At 71.0% G+C, this 25,643-nt stretch carries 24 protein-coding genes, 1 tRNA gene and 1 pseudogene; 15 read left to right on the plus strand and 11 right to left on the minus strand.

Annotation, left to right across the window (positions count from 1 at the left end; genetic code table 11):
* Positions 1-3: 3 nt before the first annotated feature.
* Complete coding sequence (gene argS, locus Vgi01_RS06455; protein WP_013735661.1) at positions 4-1,668, minus strand: arginine--tRNA ligase; 1,665 nt, start codon at positions 1,666-1,668, stop codon at positions 4-6.
* Between the two features lie 100 nt (positions 1,669-1,768).
* Between argS and Vgi01_RS06460 the strand changes: the two genes are divergently transcribed.
* The 6 genes from Vgi01_RS06460 (at position 1,769) to Vgi01_RS06485 (ending at position 6,169) form a co-directional block, all read left to right on the plus strand.
* Positions 1,769-2,575 (plus strand): thioredoxin-like domain-containing protein, encoded by an 807-nt coding sequence (locus Vgi01_RS06460; protein WP_013735662.1) that lies wholly within the window; start codon positions 1,769-1,771, stop codon positions 2,573-2,575.
* A gap of 1 nt (position 2,576) precedes the next feature.
* On the plus strand, positions 2,577-3,233 hold the full coding sequence (locus tag Vgi01_RS06465) for a DUF305 domain-containing protein (protein ID WP_204290450.1): 657 nt from the start codon (positions 2,577-2,579) through the stop codon (positions 3,231-3,233).
* Positions 3,234-3,429: 196 nt separating this feature from the next.
* Entirely contained in the window at positions 3,430-4,122 is a 693-nt protein-coding gene (locus tag Vgi01_RS06470) for a winged helix-turn-helix domain-containing protein (RefSeq protein WP_102659241.1), read from the plus strand.
* Positions 4,123-4,257: 135 nt separating this feature from the next.
* Positions 4,258-4,329: transfer RNA gene (locus Vgi01_RS06475), tRNA-Arg, on the plus strand.
* A gap of 165 nt (positions 4,330-4,494) precedes the next feature.
* Positions 4,495-5,058, plus strand: coding sequence for an RNA polymerase sigma factor (locus tag Vgi01_RS06480; protein ID WP_102659266.1), 564 nt, complete (start codon positions 4,495-4,497; stop codon positions 5,056-5,058).
* 97 nt (positions 5,059-5,155) lie between these two features.
* Positions 5,156-6,169: a hypothetical protein gene (locus tag Vgi01_RS06485; protein WP_204290451.1), complete on the plus strand. Its 1,014-nt coding sequence runs from the start codon at positions 5,156-5,158 to the stop codon at positions 6,167-6,169.
* A 1-nt stretch (position 6,170) separates the two neighbouring features.
* Here the strand turns inward: Vgi01_RS06485 and Vgi01_RS06490 are convergent, their stop codons facing one another.
* A complete protein-coding gene (locus Vgi01_RS06490; RefSeq protein ID WP_204290452.1) occupies positions 6,171-7,553 on the minus strand; it encodes a serine/threonine-protein kinase in 1,383 nt (460 codons plus the stop codon).
* Positions 7,554-7,593: 40 nt separating this feature from the next.
* Positions 7,594-8,091 carry a YcxB family protein gene (locus Vgi01_RS06495; RefSeq protein WP_204290453.1) on the minus strand — a complete coding sequence of 166 codons (498 nt, stop codon included), beginning with the start codon at positions 8,089-8,091 and terminating at the stop codon, positions 7,594-7,596.
* 252 nt (positions 8,092-8,343) lie between these two features.
* Between Vgi01_RS06495 and Vgi01_RS06500 the strand changes: the two genes are divergently transcribed.
* Positions 8,344-8,880 carry a hypothetical protein gene (locus tag Vgi01_RS06500; RefSeq protein WP_233196914.1) on the plus strand — a complete coding sequence of 179 codons (537 nt, stop codon included), beginning with the start codon at positions 8,344-8,346 and terminating at the stop codon, positions 8,878-8,880.
* Positions 8,881-8,966: 86 nt separating this feature from the next.
* Here Vgi01_RS06500 and Vgi01_RS06505 read toward each other — a convergent pair whose 3' ends face one another.
* Both Vgi01_RS06505 and Vgi01_RS06510 read right to left on the minus strand, forming a co-directional pair.
* Positions 8,967-9,983: a DNA polymerase domain-containing protein gene (locus Vgi01_RS06505; RefSeq protein WP_373306884.1), complete on the minus strand. Its 1,017-nt coding sequence runs from the start codon at positions 9,981-9,983 to the stop codon at positions 8,967-8,969.
* Between the two features lie 18 nt (positions 9,984-10,001).
* Positions 10,002-10,772 (minus strand): isocitrate lyase/PEP mutase family protein, encoded by a 771-nt coding sequence (locus Vgi01_RS06510; protein WP_204290455.1) that lies wholly within the window; start codon positions 10,770-10,772, stop codon positions 10,002-10,004.
* Positions 10,773-10,899: 127 nt separating this feature from the next.
* Here Vgi01_RS06510 and Vgi01_RS06515 point away from each other — a divergent pair, with 127 nt between their 5' ends.
* A complete protein-coding gene (locus Vgi01_RS06515) occupies positions 10,900-11,448 on the plus strand; it encodes a TetR/AcrR family transcriptional regulator (RefSeq protein WP_204290456.1) in 549 nt (182 codons plus the stop codon).
* 36 nt (positions 11,449-11,484) lie between these two features.
* Positions 11,485-13,707, plus strand: a complete 2,223-nt coding sequence (locus Vgi01_RS06520) for an MMPL family transporter (protein WP_204290457.1) — start codon at positions 11,485-11,487, stop codon at positions 13,705-13,707.
* A gap of 73 nt (positions 13,708-13,780) precedes the next feature.
* On the opposite strand, the gene Vgi01_RS06525 is transcribed toward Vgi01_RS06520, so the two are convergent.
* Positions 13,781-15,037 (minus strand): erythromycin esterase family protein, encoded by a 1,257-nt coding sequence (locus Vgi01_RS06525; RefSeq protein ID WP_204290458.1) that lies wholly within the window; start codon positions 15,035-15,037, stop codon positions 13,781-13,783.
* A gap of 86 nt (positions 15,038-15,123) precedes the next feature.
* Between Vgi01_RS06525 and Vgi01_RS06530 the strand changes: the two genes are divergently transcribed.
* Entirely contained in the window at positions 15,124-15,321 is a 198-nt protein-coding gene (locus Vgi01_RS06530; protein WP_102659232.1) for a DUF2795 domain-containing protein, read from the plus strand.
* On the opposite strand, the gene Vgi01_RS06535 is transcribed toward Vgi01_RS06530, so the two are convergent.
* Positions 15,322-16,224, minus strand: coding sequence for a Gfo/Idh/MocA family protein (locus Vgi01_RS06535; RefSeq protein ID WP_204290459.1), 903 nt, complete (start codon positions 16,222-16,224; stop codon positions 15,322-15,324).
* A 141-nt stretch (positions 16,225-16,365) separates the two neighbouring features.
* Between Vgi01_RS06535 and Vgi01_RS06540 the strand changes: the two genes are divergently transcribed.
* Together Vgi01_RS06540 and Vgi01_RS06545 are read left to right on the plus strand one after the other, a co-directional pair.
* Positions 16,366-16,752, plus strand: coding sequence for a hypothetical protein (locus Vgi01_RS06540; protein ID WP_204290460.1), 387 nt, complete (start codon positions 16,366-16,368; stop codon positions 16,750-16,752).
* Positions 16,745-17,149 (plus strand): annotated as a pseudogene (locus tag Vgi01_RS06545) (hypothetical protein); the annotation flags it as partial. The gene Vgi01_RS06540 and the pseudogene Vgi01_RS06545, both read left to right, overlap by 8 nt.
* A 64-nt stretch (positions 17,150-17,213) precedes the next feature.
* Here Vgi01_RS06545 and fabG read toward each other — a convergent pair.
* Together fabG and Vgi01_RS06555 are read right to left on the minus strand one after the other, a co-directional pair.
* Positions 17,214-17,972, minus strand: coding sequence for a 3-oxoacyl-ACP reductase FabG (fabG, locus tag Vgi01_RS06550; protein WP_102659228.1), 759 nt, complete (start codon positions 17,970-17,972; stop codon positions 17,214-17,216).
* A 101-nt stretch (positions 17,973-18,073) separates the two neighbouring features.
* Positions 18,074-19,726, minus strand: coding sequence for an alpha-amylase family protein (locus tag Vgi01_RS06555; protein WP_204290461.1), 1,653 nt, complete (start codon positions 19,724-19,726; stop codon positions 18,074-18,076).
* Positions 19,727-19,788: 62 nt separating this feature from the next.
* Here Vgi01_RS06555 and Vgi01_RS06560 point away from each other — a divergent pair, with 62 nt between their 5' ends.
* The gene (locus Vgi01_RS06560) at positions 19,789-20,379 is read left to right on the plus strand and encodes a DUF1349 domain-containing protein (RefSeq protein ID WP_233196913.1); all 591 of its coding nucleotides are present in this window, start codon (positions 19,789-19,791) and stop codon (positions 20,377-20,379) included.
* A 79-nt stretch (positions 20,380-20,458) separates the two neighbouring features.
* A complete protein-coding gene (locus Vgi01_RS06565) occupies positions 20,459-21,118 on the plus strand; it encodes a DedA family protein (RefSeq protein WP_204290462.1) in 660 nt (219 codons plus the stop codon).
* A gap of 150 nt (positions 21,119-21,268) precedes the next feature.
* Here Vgi01_RS06565 and Vgi01_RS06570 read toward each other — a convergent pair whose 3' ends face one another.
* Both Vgi01_RS06570 and Vgi01_RS06575 read right to left on the minus strand, forming a co-directional pair.
* Positions 21,269-22,687 carry a chitinase gene (locus Vgi01_RS06570; protein ID WP_204290463.1) on the minus strand — a complete coding sequence of 473 codons (1,419 nt, stop codon included), beginning with the start codon at positions 22,685-22,687 and terminating at the stop codon, positions 21,269-21,271.
* 152 nt (positions 22,688-22,839) lie between these two features.
* Positions 22,840-24,264 (minus strand): carbohydrate-binding protein, encoded by a 1,425-nt coding sequence (locus Vgi01_RS06575; RefSeq protein WP_204290464.1) that lies wholly within the window; start codon positions 24,262-24,264, stop codon positions 22,840-22,842.
* A 222-nt stretch (positions 24,265-24,486) separates the two neighbouring features.
* Between Vgi01_RS06575 and Vgi01_RS06580 the strand changes: the two genes are divergently transcribed.
* Complete coding sequence (locus Vgi01_RS06580) at positions 24,487-25,635, plus strand: carboxylate-amine ligase (protein WP_102660998.1); 1,149 nt, start codon at positions 24,487-24,489, stop codon at positions 25,633-25,635.
* Positions 25,636-25,643 lie beyond the last annotated feature (8 nt).

Here is a 25,643-nt window from a genome sequence, read left to right on the forward strand (position 1 = left end):
GAACTACATCCTCTCCGGGGCCGAGACGCCGAGCAGGCGCAGGCCGTTGGCGATGACCACCCGGGTGGCGTCGTTGAGCCAGAGTCGCGCCCGGTGCAGGTCGGTGACCTCCTCGTCACCGCGCGGCAGGATCCGGCAGTTGTCGTAGAACCGGTGGTACGCCCCGGCCAGGTCCTCCAGGTAGCGGGCCACCCGGTGCGGCTCGCGCAGCTCGGCGGCGGCGGCGACCACGGCGGGGAACTCGGCGAGCGCCTTGAGCAGCTCGTTCTCCTTGTCGTGGTCGAGCAGCTCGGGCCGGAACGCGTCGACGTCGCCCCGGGTCAGCCCGACCTCGGCGGCGTTACGCCCGACACTGGCCGTCCGGGCGGCCACGTACTGCACGTAGTAGACCGGGTTGTCGCGGGTGGCCCGGGTCCACAGCTCGATGTCGATGTCGATCGGGGAGTCGCTGGAGTAGCGGGCCAGGGCGTACCGGGAGGCGTCCACGCCGATCGCGTCGACCAGGTCCTCCAGCGTGATCACTGTGCCGGCGCGCTTGCTCATCCGCACCGGCGCGCCGTCGCGGACCAGGTTGACCAGCTGGCCGATGAGGATCTCCAGGTTCTGCGCCGGGTCGTCGCCGAAGCAGGCGGACATCGCCTTCATCCGGCCGATGTAGCCGTGGTGGTCCGCCCCCAGCATGATCACGACCCGGTCGAAGCCACGCTCGCGCTTGTCCAGGTAGTAGGCGCAGTCCGCGGCGAAGTACGTCCACTCGCCGTTGGACTTGCGCAGCACCCGGTCCTTGTCGTCACCGAAGTCGGTGGTACGCAGCCAGGTGGCGCCGTCGGCCTCGAAGATGTGCCCCTGCTCCCGCAGCCGGTTCAGGGCGTGCTCCAGCTCACCCCGGTCGTGCAGGTCCTTCTCGTTGAAGTAGGTGTCGAACTCCACCCCGAAGTCCCGCAGCGAGGACTTGATCTCGGCGAACATCAGCTCGACGCCCTCGACCCGGAAGACCTCCTGGGCGGCGTCCTCGTCCAGCGACAGCACCTCCGGCCGCCGGGCGGTCACCTCGTTGGCGATCTCGGCGATGTACGCCCCGCCGTAGCCGTCCTCCGGGGCGGGCTCCCCCTTGGCCGCGGCGAGCAGCGAGCGGGCGAACCTGTCGATCTGGGAGCCGGCGTCGTTGAAGTAGTACTCCGTGCCGACGTCCGCGCCGGCGGCGCGCAGCAACCGGCTCAACGCGTCGCCGACCGCCGCCCACCGGACCCCGCCGATGTGCACCGGGCCGGTCGGGTTGGCCGAGACGAACTCAAGGTTGATCTTCAGGCCGGCGAGCACGTCACCCCGGCCGTACTCCTCGCCCGCGGTCACGATCGTGCGGGCCAGCTGGCCGGCGGCGGCGGCGTCGAGCCGGATGTTCAGGAAGCCCGGACCGGCGATCTCCACCGACTTGATCCCCGGCGTGCTGCCGAGTTTGGCGGCCAGGTCGCCGGCCAGCTCGCGCGGCGGTACGCCCACCTTCTTGCTCAGCTGCAGCGCCAGCGTCGAGGCGTAGTCGCCGTGATCGGGATTACGCGGTCGCTCGACCGTCGTCTGCTCCGGCAGCGCCGAGCGGTCCAGGCCTCGGTCGGCAAAGACGGCGTGAGCGGCGGCTAGGACAGCTTCGGCGAGTTCTGCGGGAGTCACCGAACCATGTTATCGGGGGTAGACTCGGCCTCCGCGGCGGCGACCCGGCATCGGGGGCTGGGCCGCCGGATCCCCTGACCGACCGACCTGACGAGGACCGATGAGCATCAGCACCCCGGGCGGCCCGCAGCGGCGCCCGACCGTGGTCAGCACCGGCAAGAAGCCGGCGGCGGGCCGGCCGGCCGCCGACACCAAGGCCGCTTCTACCAAGCCGGCGACACCCAAACGTGCTGGTGGGGGCGGTAAGGGACCACGCAAGCCAATCACCCCCGTCAAGGTCAGCCAGGGCCGCTCCTGGGGCCCGATCGCCCTCTTCGTCGCCGTCGGCGTGCTCGCCACGTCGATCATCGGGTACGGCGCCTGGGCGGCCATCCGGGGTGCCCAGACCTGGGAGGAGAAGGCGGCGCAGATCGAGGGCATCGTCAACTTCCGCGAGACCGACCCGGAGGCCATCTCCAACTCGGAGCACCGGTCCGGCAAGCAGGAGTACGCGCAGAGCCCGCCGGTCGGCGGCCCGCACAACAACACCTGGCAGCGCTGCCTCGGTGACGTCTACGACGCGCCGATCGCCGCCGAGCACGCCCTGCACAGCATGGAGCACGGTGCGATCTGGCTCACCTACCGCCCCGACCTGCCCGCCGCCGACGTGGAGAAGCTGGCCGACGTGGTCCGCGGCAACGACTTCATGATGATGAGCCCGTACGAGGGCCTCGACAAGCCGGTCTCGATCCAGGCGTGGGGCTACCAGCTCAAGGTCGACAACGCGGACGACCCGCGGATCAAGGAGTTCGCCACCACGCTGGCGCAGAACGCCACGGTCGAGCCGGGTGCCACCTGCTCCGCCGGCAACTACACCACCGGCACCGGCACGGAGCCGCGTGACCTCCAGCCGTCGATGGGCGGCTGACATGCCCAGCGCGGTGCAGGAGACGGCGGTCGAGGAGCGGGCCGCCTCGGCCGAGCCACGGCCGGGGTCCCCGATGCTGCGCTACCTGACCCTCGCCATGACGGCGTTGCTGCTGCTCGGCATCGGCTGGACGGCCGCCACGCTCTACGCCGGGCGCACGCCGGGCGAGACGTCGGCCGAGGCCGGGTTCGCGCGGGACATGTCCCGCCACCACGCCCAGGCGGTGGAGATGGCCATGGTCGCGTACGCCAAGGGCCAGGATCCGGCGGTGCGGCAGATCGGGTACGACATCGCCCTGACCCAGCAGGCCCAGATCGGTCACATGCAGCGCTGGCTGCAGGAGTGGGACCTGCTGCCGACCGGCTCCCGGCCGGCCATGGAGTGGATGCCCGACGGGGTCACGGTGGACGCCAACGGCCTGATGCCCGGCATGGCCACCCGCGAGGAGATCGCCAGCCTGCACGAGGCCCAGGGCGCCGAGGTCGACCGCCTCTTCCTCGACCTGATGATCAAGCACCACATCGGCGGCGTGCACATGGCCGACGGGGTGCTCGACGCCTCCGACCGCCCCGAGGTGGTCCGGATGGCCCAGTCGATGAAGCAGGGGCAGCAGAAGGAGATCAACGAGTTGCGGAAGCTCCAGCAGGGCGTCGGCTGACCCCTGTATCCGCGCCTGACCGGTGCCGCCCCGCTCACATCGAGCGGGGCGGCACCGTTTTTCCCGCTGATGACGATCCCTGTCGGCACTCGCCCCAAGGACACCCGGTATCGGGTCCTCCGTCATAGCTTGGTGGCATAAGACCGATTTTCCCTCTAGGGGTTACTTAGAGAGAAGTGCACTCGTTGTCCAGGACGTGGGGGTTGCACTCAGAGACGCACGGCGTTCCGTCACCAGCTGGTGCCGGCGCCACACCATCGGCGGTGACGGGACGGTGGCAGCCGTCCGTCGCGGACAGCGGCAGGGTGAGCCGGGATCGCTCAGCCGCGAACAGGAGCTGGAACTCATCGACACCCTGCGGGGCGTCCACCCCGACGAGTTCGGCCTGGACGAGGAGCTGTGGACCCGACAGAGCCTCCAGGCTCTGATCCAGCAGCACTTCGGGCTGACCATGGAGAACGGCGCGGTCGGGGCGTACCTGCGGGCCTGGGGGTTGGGTCCCCGCGAGCCCCGCGAGCGGGCCTGCGGCCTCTGCGTCGGCGCGGTCGAGCGCTGGGTACGCAGCGAGTACCCGGCGATCACCCGGGCCGCCCAGGAGCACCTCGCCGAGGTCTACTGGCTCGGCCGGGTACGGCTGCGGGGCACGATGCCGGCCGCCGACGTGATCTCCGCCGTCTCGTCCCGGGGACGGGTCCGCTTCATGATCACCACGCCGTCGCTCGACCCGGCGCTGCCCCGGGACTTCGTCCTGCGGCTCAGCGGTGCCGAGCAGCGGACCGTACACCTGATCGTGGACGGCTCCTGGGCGCGCAACGAATGGCCCCGCCGGCTGCCCCGACGCATCGTGCCGCACCCGCTGCCGAGCTGCGGCCGCACCGCCGCCGCCTGACCTCGACCACCCGATTGACCAGGGCCTGAATCGGTCTCGGCACGGACCCGCACCCGACCGGAAGCGTGATCACGGACGGACGGGTACCGATTCGGCGATTCAAGGAGGAGTTTGCTAGTCTTCTCCAGTCGCTGAGCCCCCGTAGCTCAGGGGATAGAGCACCGCCCTCCGGAGGCGGGGGCGCAGGTTCGAATCCTGCCGGGGGCACACTTGCTAGCAAGGATTCGCTCAGCGCGAGATCGATCAGCGCGACAAGGCCGCCGACCAGGGAAATCCGGTCAGCGGCCTTTACCGTTTCCGGCCACCGTTGCCTGAACGCCTGCGCCGCGAATGGTGTCCGCCCAGTTCAGAGGCGGCTCATACACTTCCCTGATGCAAGATGATCATGATGTGATCGAGCGGACGGCACGAGCCGCCGCCGACGGGGACCGGGATGCGCTGGAGGCGCTGCTCGCCCAGGTGCGGCCGGAGGTGCTGCGGCTCTGCGGGCGGTTCCTGCCCAACCGGGAGGACGCCGAGGAAGCCTGCCAGGACACGCTGCTCGCGCTGGCCACCGGCATCGGGTCGTTCGACGGGCGCTCGTCCTTCCGGACCTGGCTCTACCGGGTCGCGGCCAACCGGTCCCGCTCGACCTATCAGGCACTGCGACGTCGGTGGATGGTCGAGACCGCACGTGCCCTGCCTCCGGAGCGGGCCGATCCCGCTCGTACCAGCGTGATCGCCGGTACCCGGTTGGACCTGCTGGAGGGGCTCGACGCCATCGGCGCCGACCTCGCGGAGCCGGTGGCGCTGCGGGACGTGATGGGGCTGAGCTACCGCGAGGTCGCCCAACTACTGGGGTTGCCCGAAGGCACCGTGAAGTCCCGCATTCACGAGGGGCGGCGCCGGCTGCGGGCCCGACTCACCGACGCCGGGCCGCGCGCCAACGACTCCTGATCATGCTGAGGGCCAGGTCACAGCGGATGGCCCGAACAACTTCGGCGCGTCAGAGGACCAACACCATGAAGATCCACTGACTCAAGGAGATGACCGCATGCCTCGCCGACCCCTCCGGCGTCTCTCCCAGGCCATCGCTCTGGCGGTGGCCATCCCGGTGCTCGCGGCCGGATGCGCCACCGAGGAGCCTGTCGCCCCGCTCGACGGTCAACAAGCCGCGGCCAACCTCGATGCCGAGCCCGAGCCGTCGCCGACGCCGGATGCGCCCGCCCCGCTGGTGGGCTTCACCCCCCGGTCGATCTCGTACCTGAACGCCGAGATCACCGTGACCGGGGTGGAGGTGTCCCAGCAGACCCCGCGCAGCTACGGCGACACGACAGGCACCCCCGAGTACGGCGACGCCCACTACGCGTACCTCACGGTGAAGGTCGCCAACCAGCTCAACTTCACCACCTTCCTCGTCCAGGACGGCGTCTTCCTGGCGCTCGCCACCGACGAACTCATCCCGCTCGACTCCTCGGGCAGCCCGGCGACCGACGTGATCGCTCCCGGTGCGACCGCCACCGGGTGGTACGCCTTCGAACTGCCCGCCGGGGCAACGTTGGAGGATGCCTCGCTGGTGTTCGGCCCGGCCGGTCACCGGCAGGAACGTCTGCCGCTGATCGGCGACCTGCCGACGCCGGAATACCCGAAGGCGATCACCGTGGCCTCGCCGGGCACCGTGCTCACCGGTAACAGCGGCTGTCCGCTGACAGTCGAGGTGGAGGAGGCGTACCTGGCCCACTGGGTGGGCTTCGACGAGGGCGGCCGCTCGCACACCACCAAGCAGGCCGAGGCCGGTCGGCTCAAGCTTCACCTCGGGCTCGCGGTCACCGGGCCGGCCAACCGCAGCGGCTGCTTCATCGCCACCGGCAGCGGCGGTGACGTCCACCTGATCGTCGACGGCGACCGGCTGGGCGACTACCCCGAGCTGGGCGGCACCACGAACGTCGCCGCCGGGGCCACCGACCGCCAGTACCTCGTCTTCGACATCCCCGACTCCGGCCAGGTCGAGATCGAGTGGGGCAGCCTCGGTGGCAAGCAGGTCCGGATCCCGGTGCCGCTGCCCTGAGTCACCCGGTCACGCGCACCCCGGCGAGCAGCGAGTCGACGAAGGTCGTCCCGCCGCCTGCCGGGGGCGCGACCTGCACATACACCAGCCTGCCGCCGTCCGGGGTGAGCCCAGCGGCCTCGATGACCTCCGGTTTGCCGGAAGAGCAGCCGGTGAACGACGCCACCGTCCAGTCGATGCCCGCCTGGCGGGTGGTACGCACCCCCGACGCCACACACTGGGCGTGTTCCCGATCGGTGACGAGCCGGCGCGGGGTGGTCTCGGCGGCCAGCGCAGCGGACGCCCCGACGAACGCACCCGGCACGCCCGGGTCCGCCGCCCAGCGGTCCGGGTCGGGCGAGATCAGCATCGCCGGCTCCAGTCCACCGTCGGCGTTGCGCTGCCCTGACCAGCCGGAACCGGCGACCCGCCAACCGTCCGGCAGGCTGACGCTGACCCGCCCACTGGTGTCCGTGCCGGTCTGCGGACCCCGCTGAGACCACGCCCAGGCCGCCCCGCCGATGGTGCCCGCGAGCGTGAGACAGGCGACGGCCGCCAGCGCGCTCACCATCGCCAGGCGACGCCGGGGCGGCGTGGGAACGCCCGGCTCCGCCACCTCCGACGGCACCGCGAGCGCCTCGTCGAGCGCTGCGCCGAAAGCCGCCGCGTCCGGGTACCGATCGGCCGGGGAAACAGCGGTCGCGGTGCCCAACACCGCCGCGACAGCTGCGGGCACCTCCGGCCGCAACCGGAACGTCGTTGCCGGCGGCTGCCCGTCCTGGGACACGGCCAGCAGTGTGACACCGAGACGGCCGAGGCCGTACACGTCGGCACGGGCGTCCACGATCGCCAGCGGGTCGTCCTGTTCCGGCGCCATGTAGCCGGGGGTACCGGCCCGGGCGGTCAGACCGGACGCGGCCGCGAGCGCCTTGGCCAGGCCGAGATCGGCGATGAGCACCTGTTCCTCGCCGGTGGCGCGGGTCCGGAACAGCACGTTGCCCGGGGTGATGTCCCGGTGCACGATGTCGCTGTCGTGGAGCACCGCCACGCCCGCGGCCACCTCGCGCAGCAGCCGAACACTCCGCTCTGCCGGCAACGGTCCGGCGGCGAGGCGGTCGCGCAGGCTACCGCCGTCGGCCCAGGTCAGCACCGCGTACGGCCGGCCGTCGTCCAGTTCGCCGACCGCGTGCACGCTTACCAGCCGCTCGTGGTCGAGCCGCCACAGCAGCCGAGCCTCCTGCCGGAACCGTTCGCGTACCCGTAGGTCGTGACTCCAGTTCTCGGCCAGCACCTTGATCGCGACACGCGCGTCGAGTGACTCGTCGTAGCCGAGCCAGACGGTGGCGAAGGAGCCGACCCCCAGCAGCCGCTCGATGCGGTAGGAACCGATCCGGGTGGGCTGCACAGCCCGCACCGTACCAACCCGTCACGGCCGGCCCGGTGGCTCACCGCGCCTGGAGCAGGCCACGTTCGGTCATGAAGGCACGCAACGTCTCGGCGTCCTCGGCGGACATCAGCCAGCGGGGAATCACTGTCGCCGGCATCCCGCCGACGTACACGATCCAGAAATCCGGGGTGCCTTTCACCTGGGCGACACCGTCCCAGGCGATGCTCCCGGACTCCGTACCGCTGCGCATCAGGATCTGCTCATCGGTGATGTCGTAGCTGCCGTCGACGGCGTAGCCGCTGGAGCGGCGTCGGGCCCGCAACTGCAACCACGGCCAGTACAGCATCGCCAGCAGGCCACCCACGGCCATCGTCACCCAGAACGGCGAGATCAGCTCACCCCAGGACGTCCCCCGCGAGACGGCGAATCCGATCGCTCCGACCGCCGCGAGCACCGCGCCGACGTAGCCGTACCTGCGTAGCCGGTCACCGCTGAGCGCAGCGGCCACCCGGCCCGGATAGGTGGGATCTGCGGGGACGTCGAACCGGATGTGCACGCCAGAACCATACCGGCGCGCCTGTTCGGCGCTCCGCTGGCCGGTTGCCGCCACCACGGCGGTACGGGAGCGGGGCTGAACGTACCCCCTCAGGTCGGGACCTTGGTCCCGGTGCCTTGGGGTGTTCCGGCCCGCGCGGCGCAATGCCCTCCCGGGCGACAGTGGTGGTGACGGAAACAGACACCGGAGGCAACGATGACCATCCACCACAACACCCAGCGTTCGATCGAGCGGCCCCTTGAGCGGGCGGAGATGCCCGGCTCGATGTTGACCACCACCGCCGCCCGCGCCCTGGCCGTGCTGCGGGTCGCCACCGGCCTGATCTTCGGCTGGGCGTTCCTGGACAAGATGTTCGGCCTCGGCTACTCGACCCCCACCGAGCGGGCCTGGATCAACGGCGGCTCCCCGACCAAGGGCTTCCTGGCCAACGTCGACGTCGGGCCGTTCCAGTCGATCGCCCACTCGATCGCGGGCGCCTGGTGGGCGAACCTGCTGTTCATGGGGGGTCTGGCCGCCATCGGTATCGCTCTGCTCGCCGGTATCGGCCTGCGCATCGCGGCCGCCTCGGGCAGCCTGATGATGGCGCTGATGTGGCTGGCCGACTTCCCGCTGGCCCGCTTCAACGCCGCCGGTGACCCGACCGGTTCGACCAACCCGGTTGTCGACTCCCACCTGATGTACGCCCTGGTGCTTGTCGTCCTTGCCGCCGCGTACGCCGGACACACCTGGGGTCTCGGCCGGCGCTGGGCGCAGCTGCCCTTCGTGCAGCGCAACCGCTGGATGCTCTGACCTTGCTCGACCCCCGGTGCGCCGGACCGTACCCACGGTCCGGCGCACCGCCATGTCCGCAGCGGGCACCGGCCGATGCGACTGGCTCAGTCGGCGGCGGCGCGGCGGGCGCGGGCGCGGCGGCGGCCCTCGTGCATGGCCTGCACCCGGGGCACCGGAATGGCCCGCCCCTCCTCGATCAGGTCGGCGGGGAGGGACTGCGGTAGCGGCATCAGGTCCGCCCAGGGGTCACCGTGGGCCAGCAGGCCCGGGACGGTACGGATGGTGAAGTCCCCCGGAGCCACCGACTCCAACTCTTCCCAGGGCACCGGGAAGGAGACCGGTACGCCGGGACGCAGCCGGGGACTGTAGACGGAGACCACCGTCGCGCCGCCGGTGCGGGTCGGGTCGATGAAGACCTTGCCGTCGCGGTCCTCGCGGATGAAGGCGGTGGTGGCCAGCGCCGGATCCAACAGTTGCGCCCGGGCGGCCAGCGCCCGCGTGGCGGCGGCCAACTGCTCGGCGTCCGGCCCGGGGGCGACCGGAACGAAGACGTGCACGCCCTTGGCGCCGCTGGTCTTCACCGCACCGGCCAGCCCGGCATCGGTGAGCGCCTGCCGGACCAGCAGGGCCGCGGCCACCCCGACCCCGAAGCTGTCGCCCTCCGGCGGGTCGAGATCGAGAACCAGATGGGTGGGACGGCTCAGGTCGTCGGCCGTGGCCAGGGTGGGGTGGTACTCGACCGCCCGCTGGTTGGCGAACCAGAGCAGGGTGCGGCGGTCGTCGCAGAGCGCGTACGCGATCTCCCGCCGGGACGCCTCGGCCCAGATCGGCACCCGCCGTACCCAGTCCGGGGTGTAGCGGGGCAGGTTCTTCTGCATGAACGGGGGCTGCCCGGGGCGTACCCGGACCACCGACAGCGGCCGGTTCCGCAGGTGCGGAACGATCCGGTCGGCCATCGCGTCGAGGTAGTCGACCAGGTCACGCTTGACCGCGCCGGACCCGTCGAACAACGCCTGGTCCAGGTTGGTCAGCGGTACCCCGTCCCGGGTCTCGTCGGCTGCCCCGCTCACCGGACCACCATCGCGGCTCGATGCCCGCCGGTCAACCGCAACGCCACGCATCGCCGGTCGGCGTGTCGCTCAGGCGAGGACGTCGCCTGCGGCGATCGAGGCGAGCAGCCGGGCGGTGTGCGCGTGGGTGGCCGCGTACAGGCCGGGACCGTAGCTGATCCGGGCCACGCCGAGGGCGGCCAGCTCGGCCGGTGCCGGTGCCGCCGGGTGGGCCAGCACGTTCACCGGTGCCGCCACCGCCTCGACGAAGGTACGCAGCTCGGCGGGGTCGGCGAGCATGATCGGGTAGACGCAGTCCGCGCCGGCCGCCAGGTAGCGCCGGGCCCGCCGGATCGCCTCGTCGAGTCGTCCGGCCGGCTCGCCGTGCTGGCGCAGGAACACGTCCGTCCGTGCGTTGATCACGATCGGCACCCCGGCGGCGTCGGCTGCGGCCCGTACCCCGGCCAGCAGTTCGGCCTGCTCCTGCGGTTCCACCAGCGCACCGTCGTGCGGTGCCGAGTCCTCCAGGTTCAGCCCGACGGCCCCGGCGTCGAGCAGCCGCTGGACCAGTTCGGCCGGGGGCAGTCCGTACCCCCGCTCCAGATCGGCGGTGACCGGCACGGTCACCGCGCGGGAGATCCTTGACACCGCAGCGAACATCTCCCCCGCCGGAGTGCCCTCGCCGTCGGCGTACCCGAGTGACTGGGAGACGGCCGCGCTGGCGGTGGCGACCGCGCCGAAGCCGGCCTCGACCACCGCGCGGGCCGAACCGACGTCCCAGGCGTTCGGCAGCACCAGCGGGTCACCGGGCCGATGCAGGGCACGAAGGGCGGCCGCCCGGACCGCCGGAGAGTTGGTCATGGTGATGATTCTGGGCAGCCCGGAGGCATCGGCGCAGATCCAATCCACCGACGGTGGTTTGTGGCGAGGACCACGAATCTGACCGTTCGGTCAGCCCCTGACCGATCGGTCAGGCATGCTGGTGGTCATGGCTCGCCTCGCCCCGCAGACCCACGACGAGATCCTGGCCGCCGCAGCGCGACGGTTCGGCGTCACCGGTTACCGGGGCACCTCCCTGCAGGACATCGCCAGCGAGGTGGGCTGTTCCAAGGCGGCCGTGCTCTACCACTTCGCCAACAAGGAAGCCATCCTCACCGAGCTGATGGCCCCGGCGATCGAGGCGCTGCGAACGCTCGACGAACGGATCGTGGCCCAGCCGGACCCCGAGGGGGCCCAGCGGGCCGCCGCCGAGGGTTTCGTGGACCTGGCGGTCCGCTTCCGCGCCGAGATCGCGCTGCTCCGTGGCGAATTTCCGAACCTGCTGCAACAGCCCGGCTTCACCCACATCCAGCAGATCTCCGAACGGCTGCTCGACGCGCTCGCCGCCCGGTCCGAGCGTTCCTCGGCCCGGGTTGCCGCCTTCGTACTGGTCGCCGGCATCGCCGAGACCTGCGGCGAGTTCGCCGACGTACCCGACGACGAACTGCGCGACGCCCTGCTGGCGTTGCTGCGGCGGGCGTTGGAGCCCGCCCGCTGACCAGTCCCACCATCCACGATTGAGGGAAAGGACCTCATGGCGACCCTGCTCTACCGGCTCGGCCGGGGCTCGATGCGCCGGCGGCGACTCGTCGCCGCGATCTGGCTCGTCGTACTCGTCGCGCTCGGCCTGGCCGCAGCGACCCTGCGCGGCCCGACGGCCAGCAACTTCTCCATGCCCGGCACCGAGTCCCAGCGCGCCATCGACCTGCTCGCCGAGCAGTTCCCGGCAGCCGCCGGCGCGACCGGCACGATCGCCGTCAAGGCCCCCAACCCCGGCCAGCTCGGCACGCCCGAGGGTCAGGCGGTCGTCCAGAAGGTCACCCAGGAGGCCACCGCCGTACCCGGCGTGCTCGGCGCGGTGGACCCGTTCCAGGTCGGCGCCGTCTCCCCCGACGGCCAGTACGCGCTGATCCAGGTGCAGTTCAGCGGCGGCGTGGACACGGTGACCGACGAACAGCGCGACGCCTACGAAAAGGTGGGCGCCGAGGCGCAGTCGCAGGGCTGGCAGGTCGCCCCCGGTGGTGAGGTGCTCAACGCCGAACCCGAGGTCGGCTCCACCGAGGCGATCGGCGTGGCGGTGGCCCTCGTCGTCCTGATCATCACCTTCGGCTCGTTGGTGGCCGCCGGCATGACCATGCTCAACGCGCTGATCGGCGTCGGTGTCGGCATGGCCGGCCTGTTCGCGCTCAGCAGCGTGGTCGAGCTGACCAGTACCGCACCGATCCTGGCGCTGATGCTCGGCCTGGCCGTCGGCATCGACTACTCGCTGTTCATCACCTCCCGCTACCGACAGAACCTGCTCGACGGGCTGCCCGCCGACGAGGCAGTCGGCCGCGCGGTCGGCACCGCCGGCTCGGCGGTGGTCTTCGCCGGTGCCACCGTGGTCATCGCCCTGGCCGGCCTGGCCGTGGTGAACATCCCGTTCCTGACCGTCATGGGTCTGGCCGCCGCCGGCACGGTGACCGTCGCGGTCCTGGTGGCGATCACGCTCCAGCCGGCCCTGCTGGGCTTCGCCGGTGGCCGGGTGCTGCCCCGACGGCTGCGCTCCACAGTCGCGGTGACGACCGAGGACAGTTCCGGCAGCGCCTCCACCGACCACGCGGCACCGGAGGCGGCCACCCTCACCGGTGAGGACCGCTCGGCCTTCGGGTTCCGCTGGGCCCGGCTGATCACCCGGTTCCGCATTCCGGTGATCCTGGTCGGCGTACTCGGTCTCGGGCTGCTCGCGCTGCCCGCGCCGGACATGCGGCTGGCCCTTCCGGACGCCGGCACCGCCCCGGCCGGTACCCCCGCCCGGGTCTCCAACGATCTGATCACCGAGGGCTTCGGTCCCGGCTTCACCGGCCGCCTCGCGGTGGTCGTGGCCGGCGACGACGCACAGGCCACCACCGCGGCCATCCCGCAGGTGACAAACCTCGTCCAGGGCACCGAGAACGTGCTGGCGGTGGCTCCGCCGCAGCTGAGCCCGGACGGCAAGACGGCGCTGCTCGGGGTCATCCCGAAGACCGGCCCGACCGACCCGGCCACCGAGACGATGGTGCACGACATCCGTGCCGCCGTCGCCGACGTGCCCGGCGCCGACGTGCTGCTGACCGGCGTGACCGCGGTCGGCATCGACATCTCGGAGAAGCTCTCCGACGCGATGCCGATCTACCTGGGCCTGGTGGTCGGGTTGTCGATCCTGCTGCTCATGCTGGTGTTCCGCTCGCTGCTGGTGCCGGTCAAGGCGGCGCTGGGCTTCCTGCTCACCGTGGCCGCCACCTTCGGCCTCACGGTGGCGGTGTTCCAGCAGGGTCATCTGGCCGACCTGGTCGGCCTGGACACCCCGGGTCCGCTGATCAGCTTCCTGCCGATCCTGCTCATCGGCATCCTGTTCGGCCTGGCCATGGACTACGAGGTCTTCCTGGTCTCCCGGATGCGGGAGGACTTCGTGCACGGTGACACCGCCCAGCAGGCCACCATCAACGGGATGGGCCACGGTGCCCGGGTGGTCACCGCCGCCGCGCTGATCATGACCTCGGTCTTCGGCGGCTTCGTCTTCCTCGACGACCCGGTGATCAAGTCGATGGGCTTCGCGCTGGCCGTCGGCGTGGCGATCGACGCCTTCGTGGTCCGGATGACGATCGTCCCGGCGGTGATGTCCCTGCTCGACAAGGCTGCCTGGTGGCTGCCGCGCTGGCTGGACCGGGGCCTGCCCAACGTCGACATCGAGGGCGAGAAGCTGCGCGCCACCCTCGACAACAAGGCAACGGTGTAAGGAAGGGCCCCCTGTTAACGCCTCGTGCATAGCAGGGGGCCCCTGTTAACGCCAGCGCGTACCCGGCAGGTCGTCACACGCCCGCCGGGTACGTCTCCATCTCGCCGGGCGTGCTGAGCGCGGGCAGCGGATGCAGCGCCGTCGTCTCGTCGCACCAGATGAACGCGTCGTACCGCTGCCCCAGACGGGTCGGCACGTAGTTGCCCCACGACTCGAAGGACGGGTCGTACACCACGCCGATCGCCCGGTGGTCGAGCGGGTCGGTGACCCAGCCCGGCTGGTCCGGGCCGCCGAAGACCAGCACCGCCCGCTTCGGCATGAGCTGATGCAGCAGGTCCTCCACCGAGCCGGCCCGGGCCGGCGGTACGACCATCGCCTCGGCGGGCGAACCCCACCGAGGGGCCGCGATCACCGAGCCCCGCCAACTGCCGAAGCCGATCAGCACCACCTCGTCGGCACCGTGCCGTTCCCGCGCCAACTGCCCGATGTTGAGCATCCCGTCGGCGGCCATGTCGGTCGCCCGCGCGTCACCGATGTGCGTGTTGTGTGCCCAGACCACCCCCCGGGCGTCCGGCCCGTACCGCTCCAGCAGCCGATCCAGCGTGTCGGCCATGTGGCTGTCCCGCACGTTCCACGACCCCGGACCACCGGCGACCATCTCCCGGTAGTAGCGCTCCGCGCCGGCCACCACCTCCGCGTTCTGCCAGGCCGAGAAGGCGTCCGCGCCGTCGGCGGCGGCGAGTTGCCGGGTACGCGCCAACAGCCGTACCACCTCCTGCTCGCAGCGGGCCGAGACGAACCGGCTGGCCAGGCCGTACTCCTCGACCCGCTTGCCGTACGGCTCGAAGCACCGGTACGCGTCCTGCGCCGCCTCCAGCGACGCCGGGTCCTCCTCGCCCAGATAGTCGAAGATCGCCTGCATCGACTCCCACAGGCTGTAGACGTCCAGGCCGTGAAAGCCGACCCGGGACGCCTCGGCCCGCTCCACGTTCCACGCCCGCAGCCAACTGCAGAACCGGGCGACCTCGGCGTTGGCCCACATCCAGGTCGGCCAGCGTTCGAAACGCTCCAACGCGACCTGCGGCTCGACCGCGCCGCCCGCCGCGCCGACCACACTGCGGTGCACCCGGTCGCAGTCCGGCCAGTCGCCCTCCACCGCGACGAAGTCGAACCCGCACTCGGCGATCAACCGCCGGGTGAGCTGTTCCCGGATGCGGTAGTAGTCGTGGCTGCCGTGCGTCGCCTCCCCGATCATCACCACCCGGGCGTCGCGGGCTCGCTCCAGCAACGGGTCGAGGTCGCTCGGCGCACCGAGCCGCTGTACCAGCATGCCTGCGGCTACCCGGCACCCGGACGGGCAAACGCGAGGGCCTTCCGGTGGTGTGCCGACGCGGTTGGACGGGTAGAGCGGAGGTCATGACCGACCGCGGCGGGGCGTTACCGGAGTACCTCGCGGGACTGGACTATCCCGTCTCCCGCGAGGACCTGATCCGCTGGTGCCAGGAGAACGGCGCGAGCACGGAGCAGTTGCAGGCCGTACGGGCCCTGCCGGTGGAGCAGATCGGCTCCGCCACCGAGTTGTCCGACGCCCTACCCGGCGCGTGGGGCCACTGATCAGCTGGGCAGGTCGATGACGGTGCCCTGGGCACGGGCGGTTTCGGCGGCGGCGAGCACGCTCACCACCTCGCGGCCGAAGCGCACGTCGCATCGGTGATCCCGGGTGCCGGCGTCGACCTCCGCGAGCAGTTGGTCGATCGCCACCCCGAAGGCGGTCGCCGAACTCGCGCCGCCGGACGGCAGGGTCTCTACGCCGTTGTCCCCGTAGAAGGTGAACTCCGCGGCCACCGCCGCCGGCGGGGCGTCCAGGGTCAGTGCCACGCTGCTGGTGGCACCGCCGTCGTGGGTCAGCAGCAGGTGCACCAGGCCACCCGGCCCGTCGCCGGCGGACACCCGGGTCACCCGGCCCAGCACCGGCAGCAGGATCGCCAGCGCGTGCGGGCCGATGTCCCACAGCGCGCCGCGCTCGCGCCGCCAGGGCGACTGGGCGTACGGGCTGCCGGGCTGGAAGATCGAGGCGAACCGGATCACGTTGGCGGTGTGCCAGCCACCGGCGGCCGCCGTCGCCGCGACGAAGCCTGCCACCTCCGGCTGGTACCGAGCGGTGAAGAAGACCACCGACGCCACGCCCGAGCCGGCCGCCGCGTCGACCACCCGATCGGCGTCGGCGACGGTCAACGCGAGCGGCTTGTCCAGCAGCAGGTGACGCCCGGAGGTGGCGGCCCGTACGGCGAGCTCCGCCTGCACGTCCGGGGGCAGCGCGACGGCGACCGCCTCACACGCCTCGATCAACGCGTCGACCTCGTCGTACGCCGGTACGCCGTAACGGGTGGCCAGCGCGGCGGCCCGGTCCCGGTTGCGCCCCCACACACCTACCAGTTCCGCCCTCGGGTGTGCGTCAAGTGCCGCCCCGTGCGTCTGGGCCGCCCAGTGACCCGTACCGAACAACCCGAACCGCATCACCCGTACCTCCAGCCTCGTCTGCGCCCACGCTAACCGCTGCTGCTGCGGCGCACCGAACGTACGCCGCCGTGCCGACTCGTCTTACTACGCGGGTTAGTAGAGTGGGCCGGTGATCGGAACCAGCACCGGACGAGTCGGATGAACGCCGCCGCGTCGCCGGTCGACGGCGTACCGGCCGTCGCCGCCATCGTGTTGTCGCTGCTGGTCGCCGTGTGGGCGCTGATCGCCACGCTGCGGCACCGGGCACCGGACCGGATTCAGCTGATCGGCCTGGGCGTACTCGAACTGGCTCTGCTCGCCCTGGCGGTGCTGGCCGGTGTGGCGCTCGCCGGCGGCGACCAGCCGGGTGAGCCGGGGGCCTTCTTCGGTTACCTGGTGACGCTGGTCTGCCTGCCGCCGCTGGCCGGGGTGCTGGCCAGGATGGAGCCGACCCGCTGGGGCTCGTCGATCGTCTGCGCGATCTGCCTGGTCACCCCGGTGGTCGTGGTACGGCTCCAGCAGACCTGGGAGGTGCTCGGTGGCTGAGGCGCGTACCGAACAGCCGGTGCGGACCAACACCGGTCCCGGCCGTCTGCTGATCGCGGTTTACCTGATCTTCGCCATTGCCGCCACCAGTCGCGCCACCCTGCAGATCGTCACCCGGCTCGACGAGGCGCCGCTGGCGTACCTGCTCTCCGCGCTCGCCGCGGTGGTCTACATCGTGGCGGCGGTCGGCCTGGCCCGGGCCGGACACGCGGGCCGGCGCGTCGCGCTGGCCTGCTGCGCCGTCGAACTGGTCGGCGTGGTGGGCGTGGGCGCGTTCAGCCTGGTACGGCCCGACCTGTTCCCGGACGAGACGGTCTGGTCCGGCTTCGGCAGCGGCTACGGCTACATCCCGCTGCTGCTGCCCGTCCTCGGCCTCGCCTGGCTCTACCGGACCCGGTAAGGAAGGGCCCCTTCTTAACGCCTGGTGCATAGGAAGGGACCCTTCTTAACAACCGCCGGGGTCAGTCCCGAGGGCCGCCGGCGACGTAGATGACCTGGCCGGAGACGAAGGACGCGCCCTCGCTGGCCAGGAACGAGATGGTGTGGGCCACGTCCTCGGGCCGACCGACCCGCCGGACCGGGATCTCCGACTCGGCGTGCTTCTGCATCGCCTCGAAGTCGATCTTCATCCGGGCGGCGGTGGCGGCGGTCATGTCGGTGACGATGAAGCCCGGCGCGACCGCGTTGACGGTCACCCCGAACGGCCCCAGCTCGATGGCGAGGGTCTTGGTGAAGCCCTGCATACCGGCCTTGGCCGCCGCGTAGTTGGCCTGCCCCCGGTTGCCCAGCGCCGAGGTGCTGGAGAGGTTGACGATCCGACCCCACTTCGCCTCGACCATGTGCTTCTGCGCGGCCTGACTGAACAGGAAGGCACCCCGCAGGTGTACGCCAAGCACGGTGTCCCAGTCGGCGTCGGTCATCTTGAACAGCAGGTTGTCCCGAAGCACGCCGGCGTTGTTGACGAGCACGGTCGGGGCGCCCAACTCGGCGACGACCCGCTCGACGGCGGCCTCCACCTGGGCCCGGTCCGACACGTCGGCGCCGACGCCGAGCGCCCGGCCCCCGGCCGCCGCGATCGCGTCCACGGTCTCCTTCGTCGCCGACTCCTCGATGTCGACCACGGCGACGGCCAGGCCGTCGGCCGCCAACCGGCGGGCGGTCGCCGCGCCGATGCCGCGCGCGGCTCCGGTCACGATGGCGACGCGGGGCTCCTCCGACATGATTACCTCCCGGTAACTTGTGGCTCGATCGAAGGAGCGTAACGCAGTCGTACGCCGCAGCCGGGCCCGCGACGAAAGAGCCGACGCGGGCCGGGCCGCGCCTAGCGTTCGTGACCCAGGCGCAGTCGGATCCACCGGTAGCCGTACCCGGCGAGCTTGAGCCGGTCGAGCTTGCCGACGTCGGGGTAGTTGCGGTCGCTGAGCACGTCGATCGGCAACTCCGCCTCGTCGGCCAGGATGCTCAGGTCGACCTCGACATCTTCGGTGCCGAGGTTGTGCAGGAAGACCATCGTCCCGGTAGGCCCGTCGGCGCGGTGCGCCAGCACGCCCGGGGGCATCGGTACGTCGATGTGGCTGGTGCTGCCCGAGCCGGTCTCCGGCGCCTCCCGCAGCGTACGGATCATCCGCTCGAACCAGCCCAGCAGCGAACGCGGGTCCCTGCGCTGGGCGGTGACGTTGACGTGCTGGTAGCCGTACTCCCCCTTGTCGATCACCGGGCGGATCAGCTTCTCCGGCTCGGCGGTGGAGAAGCCGGCATTCTCCTGGTAGGACCACTGCATCGGGGTACGGATCGCGTCGCGTCCCTCCAACGCCAGGTCCTCCCCCATCCCGATCTCCTCGCCGTACCGCAACACCGGGGTGCCGCGCAGCGAGAACTGCAACGAGTACGCCAGCTCGATGTGCCGGCGGTCATTGCCGAGCATGGGGGCGAGCCGACGACGGATGCCCCGGCCGTAGAGCTGCATGTTCTTCTTCGGCCCGAACTTCGCCAGCACGTCGTTGCGCTGGTCGGCGGTGAGCCGGGACAGGTCGATCTCGTCGTGGTTGCGCAGGAAGGTCGCCCACTGCCCACCGGTGGGCAGCTTCGGGGTGTCCCGCAACGCCTCGATGATCACCTCTGGGTCCTCCCGGGCCAGGGCGAGCATCAGCCGACCGTTGAGCATGAAGTCGAAGAGCATGTGGATCCGGTTGCCCGAGCCACTGCCGTCACCGAAGAAGACCGGCAGCTGATCCGGCTCGACGTTCGCCTCGGCCAGCAGGACCGCGTCGCCGCGCCGCCACTGCACATGCTGGCGCAGGTCGGTGAGGAAGTCGAAGTCCTTTGGCGAGTCCGGATTGCCGGGCTCGGTGCGCTCGATGATGAACGGCACCGCGTCCATCCGGAAACCTGAGACCCCGAGCTGGAGCCAGAACGAGGTGATCTTCTTGACCTCCGCCCGTACCTTCGGGTTCTCGATGTTCAGGTCGGGCTGGAACTTGTAGAACCGGTGGTAGTACCAGGCCTTGGCGGTGCGGTCGTAGGTCCAGGTCTCGTGCTGCTCGCCCGGGAAGACCATGCCCTGGTGCCGGTCCGCCGGCTCGTGCTCGGACCAGATGTACCAGTCACGGTACGGAGAGTCCGGCGACGACCGGGCGGAGATGAACCACGGATGCTTGTTGGAGGTGTGGTTGACCACCAGGTCGATGATCACCCGGATGCCCCGGTTGCTCGCCTGGTGCAGCAGCTCGGCGAAGTCACCGAGCGTGCCGAGCCGTGGGTCGACGTTGTAGAAGTCGGTCGCGTCGTACCCGTCGTCCTCGTTGGGTGAGGGATGGATGGGGTTGAGCCAGATGCAGGTGACTCCGAGCCGGGCCAGATAGTCGAGCCGACCGATCAGCCCCTGGAAGTCACCCACCCCGTCGCCGTCGGAATCGGCGAACGTGTCGATGTCGAGGCAGTACACGACCGCCTCCGAGTACCACCTGTCAGACATGCCCCCGTACCTTCTCCCGGGCACGGCGACGGCAAACCCGAGCGACCCGTTACCGTGCCGTGGTGCAGAGCATCGAGTGGTCCAGCGGCAATTGGCACCAACAGCCGGTGCGGGCGGTCGAGGACGCCGACGGCGGCTTGAGCGTGGAACCGCAGGCGGGTAGCGACCTGTGGCGCCACACCGGCTACGGGTTCGTGCACGACTACGCACCGGCCCTGCTCGTGGACTTCCCCGTCGGCAGCGCGGTGGAGGTGGACTTCCGGCTGGACTACGCCGAACAGTTCGACCAGGCCGGGGTGCTGGTGCGGGTGGACGACCGGAACTGGGTGAAGACCGGCGTGGAGATCAGCGACGGCCAACCACAGGTCGGCGCGGTGGTGACAAACGAGTTCTCCGACTGGTCGGTGGCCCCGGTGCCGCAGTGGGCGGGCCGGGAGGTGACCGTACGGGTCAGTCGGGCCGCTGACGCGCTGATCGTACGGGCCCGGCCGGCCGGTGAGCCCTGGCAACTGGTCCGGCTCGCCCCGTTGCCCGGGGACGCACCGGCAGCCGCCGGGCCGTACTGCTGCTCGCCCAGCCGAGGTGGCCTGACCGTCCGCTTCAGTGGCTGGCGGCAGGGCCCGGCCGACGCGACGCTGCACCCACAGGAGTGAGGGACGCCGCCGCCTGGTGTTCGCCGGGGTGTCAGCGGGTAGGAACGTCGGCACGCCGACTACCCGTGGAGGCACCACCATGGCGCTCGCCCAGGATGTCGACCCCAGTCAGGTCGGCGGACTGACCGGCTGGGTGGCCGGGGTGATCGAGGCGGCCGGCCCGCTGGGTGTCGCCCTGCTGGTCGCCCTGGAGAGCATCATCCCGCCGATCCCCAGCGAGATCGTCCTGGCGTTGGCCGGCTATCTCGCCGGTGAGGGCCGGTTCAGCGTGGTGGTGGTGACCGTGGCGGCGACCGTCGGCTCGGTGCTCGGCGCGCTGGTGCTCTACTGGCTCGGTGCCGCCGTCGGTGAGGACCGACTCAAACGCTGGCTCGACCGGCTGCCCCTGGTGGACCTGGAGGACCTGGAGAAGGCCGACCGGTGGTTCGAGCGGTACGGCCGCTGGGCCGTCTTCTTCGGCCGGATGGCCCCGGTGGTCCGCAGCCTGGTCTCGATCCCGGCCGGCGCGAACCGCATGCCCCTGGTCGAGTTCGTCACCCTCACCACGCTGGGCAGCGCCCTCTGGAACGGCCTCTTCATCGGCCTCGGTTACGCCCTCGGCTCCCGCTGGAACCAGATCGACCGCTACAGCTCCTGGTTCGACTACGCCATCCTGGCGCTCCTGGCCCTCATGCTCGCCTCCTGGGCCCTGAAAAAACACCGCCGCCGCACCCACCCCCGCACCCCCACCCACCCCTAAACCCCTCCCCCGCTCCCCCTCCCCCGCTCCCCGCTCCCCGCGATCTTGCACTTCTTGCCCGGGCATACCGGACTTAAGCCTCGTAGCGGCGACCGAAAGTGCAAGATCGCGGGGAGCGGGGCGGGGGCGGGTGGGGAGCGGGTGGGGTGGTCAGGGGAGGGTGCGGAGGTGGGGGGAGACGGTGCGGGCGAAGGGGGTGTTGTGGGTGACGTCCCAGTTGATGGACCAGGTCATGGCGCCGCGTAGGGCGGGGTAGGTGCGCGGGGGACGGAAGCTGCCGCAGTTCGTGCCCCGGGTCAGGCAGTCCAGGGCGGCGTTGACCACGCTGGGCGCGACTATGCCGCCACCGGCCGCCCCGGGACCGGCCGGCAGGCCGAGCCCGACCTGGTCGGGCCGCAGTCCCGCCTCCAGTTGGATGCAGGCCAACGCGACGATGAAGTTGACAGTCCCCTGGGCGTACGCGGCGTTGTTGTCGCAGCCGAGCATCGCCCCGGAGTTGTAGAACTGGGTGTTCACCACGGTCAGGATGTCCTTGATGTCCAGCGCGAGCTTGAAGTAGCTGGTGGCCGGGTTCTGCATGTCGATGGTCTGCGGCGCCATCGCGATGATCAGTGAGCTACCCACCTTGGCCCGCAACGAGCGCAACGCCTGCGCCATGTAGATCGGGTCAAGGCCGTTCTCCAGGTCGATGTCGACACCGTCGAAGCCGTACCGCTGGATCAGCGCGTACACGCTGTCGGCGAAGGCCACCGCGGACGCCGAGCTGTTGACCACCACCCGGCCGGTCTCCCCACCGACCGAGATGATCACCTTCTTGCCCCGGCTCTGCAGGGTGCGTACGTCGGCGGAGAAGTCGGCGTCGGTGTAGCCGCCCAGCGAGGCGGACAGGCCCGGGTCGATGGCGAAGCCGACCGCGCCCGGCGTGCCGGTGGCGTCCGCGAAGGCGACCGCGACCAGGTCGTACTCTGCGGGCACGTCACGCAGTCGCAGCTCGACCGCCGGGTTGTCGAAGTTGTGCCAGTAGCCGGTCAGGATGTGCTTCGGCAGCCCGGTCACCGGCGGCGGACTGGTCGGGGGCGGGCTCGTCGGGGGCGGCGTGGTCGGAGGCGGGGTCGTCGGGGGTGGGCCCGTCGGAGGCGGCGTGGTGGGCGGCGCCGTGGTCGGGGTGGTCCCGCCGGTGCAGGCCGCGCCGTTCAGACGGCACTTCGACGGTACGCCGGAGCCACTGCCCAGGAAGCCGAAGGAGACCGACGCGCCGGGGGCGATGGTGCCGTTCCACGACCGGTTCGTGAAGGTGTGCCGCTGGCCACTGGAGGTCAGCAGCGCGTCCCAGTAGGTGCCGACCGTGGTGCCGGCGGGCAGGTCGAAGCCGAGGCTCCAGCCGTTGACGGTGGCGGTGCCGCCGTTGGTGATCGTGTACTTGCCCTCCCAGCCGGTCCCCCAGTCGGACGTCTTGACGAAGCTCGCGGTGACCGAGGCGGCGTACGCGGCCGGGGCGAGCCACACCGCCCCCAGGGCCGCCGCCAATGCGCCGACCACCGACAACACCAGGGCTCTGGACCGTTTCATGCCTGCCTCCCGACCGGATATGACATCCATCGACGTCAACCTGACGCCTATTATTAGGAGTGTTAACTATTTCTGTCCAGAGCTGGCACAGGGTTGTTAACAGGGGCCCCCTGCTCTACCGGAGGCGTTAACAGGGGGCCCTTCCTTACACCTCAGCGGCGGAAGTGGAACCAGTTGACGTTGACGAAGTCGTTGGGCTGGCCGCTGCTGAAGGTGAGGTAGACGGTGCGCCGCCCGGTCACCGACGACACGTTGCCCGGCACCGACCGCCAGCTCTGCCAGCCGCCGGTGTTGGCGATGGCGAAGCTGCCGATCGGCGTACCGGTCGGACTGTCCAGCCGCACCTCGACCAGGCCACTGACGCCGCCCGCCGCACCGGAGGCGACCCGGGCCACGAAGTCACGCGGTCCACTGGAGCCGAACTCGACGTTGTCGTAGCGGACCCAGTCGCCGTTGCGCAGCGCGGCGATGTTCTGCCCGCCCTCGGAGCACGCCTCCACGAGCACGCCGTTCTGGGCGTTGAACGACTCGGCCTGGATGGTCGCGTACGCGTCGCGCACGCCACTCGGCGGAGGCGTCGTCGGCGGCGGAGTGGTCGGCGGCGGGTTGCTGCCGCCACCTCGGGTGTAGACGGCCACGTAGTCGACGAGCATCGGCCGACCCGGCACGGTCGCCGAGGTGGGCGTGGCGCTGCCGGCCACCCCGTTCGGGAAGGCCCCGCCCATCGCGACGTTGAGCAGCAGGAAGTAGCCGGCGTGGCTGGTCATCTGCGACCAGTACGGCTCACCGACGCGGGTCTGGCTGACCGTGTGGTAGAGCTGCCCGTCGACGTACCAGCGCAGCTGCTGCGGGCTGATCGAGGCGTCCCACTCGAAGCGGTAGGTGTGGAACGCCGACTGGCAGGTGCTGCCCGGGCAGGCCCGGGACGCGCCGATGCCGTTGAACTCGTCGCACGGCCCGCCGGGTGCGACGCCGCAGTGCAGCACGCCCCACACCGTGTTGAGCCCGTTGACGTTCTCCATCACGTCGAACTCGCCGATACCGGGCCAGTTCTGGTAGTTGCCCCGGTACGGCGAGCCGAGCGCCCAGAACGCCGGCCAGTAGCCGGAAGCGGCGGCACCTGTGACGTTCGGCATCTGGATGCGGCCCTCGATGGCAAGCACCCCACCGGCGGGGGCCTTGAAGTTGCTGCGCACGGTCTCGATGCGGGCCGAGGTCCAGTTGCCGGCGCCGTCGCGCAGCGGCGTGATCCGCAGGTTGCCGGCACCGTCGTGGCTGACGTTCGCGGTGCTGTTGGTGTACGTCTGGATCTCGCCGGTGCCCCAGTTCGGCGGGCCACCCGGATAGCTGGTGCCGGTGTCGATGATCCAGTTGCTGCCGGACGGGAGCGTGCCGGCAGCGCCGGTGAAGTCGTCGCTCCAGACCAGGTTCCAGCCGGACGGGGTCGGTGGTACGGCAGCGTCGGCGGTCGCGGTGAGCCCGGCCAGGCCGGTGGTGGCGGTGACGAGCAGGGCCAACGCCAGCGGCAGCCGGCGTCTGGCGGGCGGGGCGGCAGCGGCCGCCGGGGTGGGTGTCATGGGCGTTGCCTCTCTACGGGACGGACGAGAGAGCGCTCTCTGAGGGAGTTGTACGTCCCACCCGGACAGTTGTCAATGTCGATCTGTGTCCGGCGACCACCCCGGACCGGTCGAGTCGTACGCCACGCGCGGACAGCGTTTCCGGGAACCCGTACTGCGGGTAATTGCCGCCGCGACCCGGTGCGGACCCGACCGCCCGGCTGAGGCGGGACGGTGGTGGCGATGGCCAGGCAGCCTGCGGTGGCTCCGCACCCTGCGGCGGAACAGAACGACCTGCTCACGGTGGGTGTCGAGGAGGAGTTCCTGCTCGTCGACCCGGAGACCGGGGCGGCGGTGCCCGCCGTCGACGAGGTGATGGAACAGGTACCGCCGGAGTTGCGCGGGCAGGTGGAGCGCGAGTTCCAGACCAGCCAGATCGAGATCGGCAGCCCACCCGGGGTGGAGCTCTCCTCCATCCGGCACTCCCTCGGTCTGCTGCGCGCCGCCCTCGCCGACGCCGCCGAACGGGCCGGGGCACAGCTGCTCGCGATCGGCACCGGACCGGTCGACGGTCCCGTGCCGCCGGTGGTCGACAAGCCCCGCTTCGACCGGATGGTGGAGCGGTACCGCCTGCTCGTGCCCGGGCCGGGCAACAACGGGATGCACGTGCACGTCGGGGTGCCCGACCCCGACACCGGCGTGCAGGTGCTCAACCACGTACGCCCCTGGCTGCCGATCCTGCACGCGATCACCGCCAACTCGCCGTTCAGCCGAAGCGAGGACACCGGCTACGCCAGCTGGCGGTCGATCGAGTGGGAGCGGTGGCCGTCGGTGGCGCCGACGCCGTACCTGGCCTCGCACGAGCACTACCGACGGCTGATCCGTCAGCTGATCTCCAGCGGCGTGATGCTCGACGAGGGAATGCTCTACTGGTACGCCCGGCTGTCGGCCAAGTACCCGACGGTGGAGCTGCGCATCGGTGACGTCTGCCCGACGGTGGACGACGCGGTGCTGGTCGCCGCCCTGGTCCGCGGTCTGGTGGCGACCGCGTTGGACGACATTGCCGCCGGTCGGCCACCCCTGCCCACCGACCATCATCTGCTGGTCGGCGCGCACTGGCGGGCCGCCCACGACGGGCTGGAGGGTTCGGCGGTCGACCCGACCAGCGGCGAACTGCGACCGGCATGGGACCTGCTGCACCAGCTCATCGGGCGGCTCGGCCCGGCCCTCGAACGGCACGACGACCTCGCCGAGGTGACCGGGCTGCTGGAAGGGCTGCGCGAGCACGGCACCGGCGCGGCGCGGCAACGAATGGCGTACGCCCGTACCGGACGGTTGCAGGATGTGGTGGCGCAGGTGGCGCGACAGACCCGGGGCGAGCCCCCGGCGTGACAGGAGGG

It is taken from the genome of Micromonospora gifhornensis, assembly GCF_016863515.1.
Taxonomy (GTDB): domain Bacteria; phylum Actinomycetota; class Actinomycetes; order Mycobacteriales; family Micromonosporaceae; genus Micromonospora; species Micromonospora gifhornensis.